Consider the following 1,874-nt stretch of genomic DNA (forward strand, 5'->3'; position numbering starts at 1 on the left):
GATCCGGCCGCCGCCGAGCAGGCCGACGGCGGCGGCCGGATCTGGCCCCTCGCCGCCGGGGCCGGGACCCTCCTGGGCCTCCTCGCGGTCGGCGGTGTGCTGTGGCGGCGGCACACCGACAGGCGGTGACCGACGGCTCGTCCGCCGGCACGGACCCGGTACGGCAGGATGGGCGGATGTCCGTCCTGTCCACGTTGCGTCATCCGATCGTCGCCGCCCCGATGGCCGGCGGGCCGTCCACCCCGGCGCTTGTCGCGGCCGTGTCCGCCGCCGGTGGCCTGGGCTTCCTGGCCGCCGGGATGATCGACGCCGGGCGGCTGGTCGCCGACGTCGCGGAGGTCCGCGCCCGCACCGACCGCCCGTTCGGGGTCAACGTCTTCCTGCCCGGCTCAGGCCCGGTCGACGAGGCCGCCATCGAGGCGTACGCCGAGCGGCTCGCGCCGCAGGCCGACCAGCGCGGCGTGCGGTTGGGCGAACCGGTGGGCGGCGACGACGCGTACCCCGAGAAGCTGGCGGCGCTGCTCGCGGACCCGGTGCCTGTGGTGTCCTTCGTGTTCGGCCTGCCGGAGCGGGCGGCGGTGGCCGCCCTGCGCGAGCGGGGCACCGAGGTGTGGGCCACGGTCACCCGGCCGGACGCGGCCACGGCCGCCGTCGAGCTGGGCGTGGACGCCGTCGTCGTGCAGGGCACCGAGGCGGGCGGGCACCGCGGTGGGGTGCCGGACGACGACGACTACGGGCTGCTGCCGCTGCTGCGGTTGGCCGCCGCCCGGTGCGCCCGGCCGCTGGTGGCCGCCGGCGGCATCGCCGACGGTCCCGGGGTCGCCGCCGTTCTGACCGCCGGGGCCGCAGCCGCCCAGCTCGGCACCGCCTTCCTGCGCTGCCCGGAGGCGGGCAGCTCGCCGCTGCACCGGGCGGCGGTGGCCAGCGGCGACCCGACCGCGTTGACCCGGGCGTACACCGGCAAGCGGGCCAGGGGGGTGGTCAACGACTTCCTGCGGCGGCACGACGCGGCGGCGCCGAGCGGCTACCCGCAGGTGCTGCACCTGACCCGGCCGCTGCTCGCCGCCGCCCGGCGGGCCGGGGACGCGTCGGTCGCCAACCTGTGGGCCGGTCAGTCGCACCCGCTGGCCCGGGAGATGCCGGCGGCCGACCTGCTCGCCGAGCTGAGCGCCGACGCCCGGGCGGCCCTGAAGGGGGCGGTGCGGCGGTCGGCCCACTGGGGGTGACCAGCGCGTCCACTGTTGGACCGGGCGGGCGGGCGGCGCCGGACGGGAAACCGGTTAGAGTCTCGCCGTGATCGAGATCGGCACACAGGTCGACCTGTCCCACCCGCCCGACCGGGTCTGGCTCGCCCTGACGGATCTGGAGCTGCTCGGCCGATGGTTCGTGGAGGCCGAGACGGTCGAGGGTGTGCCGGACCGCCTGCTGCTGCACACGGCCGGCCTGCCGGGCTTCGACGGCGACGTCGAGGTCGAGGTGACCGAGCGCAACGCGCCGGAACTGCTCTCGTTGCGCTGCGACGAGGCCGGCCGGCTCACCGAGCTGACCTGTGCCGTCACCGCCACCAAGCAGGGCTCGCGACTCGCGGTGCGGGAGGTCACCACGCACGGCGCCTGGTCGGCCGAGCAGCACGAGCCGCGTGAGCAGCAACTCCGGCAGGCGCTGACGGTACGCCTGCCAGCCATTCTCGACTGGCTCGCCTTCCAGCAGGTCGACCTGCGCCGGGGCGAGGCCGGGATGACCGCCGAGCTGCCGGTGATCGGCGCGGGCGGCACGTCGGCCCGTAGCCGACGGCGGCGGCGCACGCTGGTGGCCGTGGTCGGCGGGGCTGTCCTGGTGGCGGGAACGGCGGCGTGGATCACGCTGCCGAGCTA

At 77.0% G+C, this 1,874-nt stretch carries 2 protein-coding genes; both read left to right on the forward strand.

Annotated features, from left to right (window positions below; all coding sequences use genetic code 11):
- The first annotated feature begins 176 nt into the window (after nt 1–176).
- The gene (locus FHG89_RS04685) at nt 177–1,226 is read left to right on the forward strand and encodes an NAD(P)H-dependent flavin oxidoreductase (RefSeq protein WP_139583086.1); all 1,050 of its coding nucleotides are present in this window, start codon (nt 177–179) and stop codon (nt 1,224–1,226) included.
- A gap of 67 nt (nt 1,227–1,293) precedes the next feature.
- Nucleotides 1,294–1,874, forward strand: a 581-nt coding sequence (locus FHG89_RS04690) for an SRPBCC family protein (RefSeq protein WP_208760858.1), incomplete at its 3' end; no start/stop codon positions are given.

Source organism: Micromonospora orduensis, from assembly GCF_006228125.1.
Taxonomy (GTDB): domain Bacteria; phylum Actinomycetota; class Actinomycetes; order Mycobacteriales; family Micromonosporaceae; genus Micromonospora; species Micromonospora orduensis.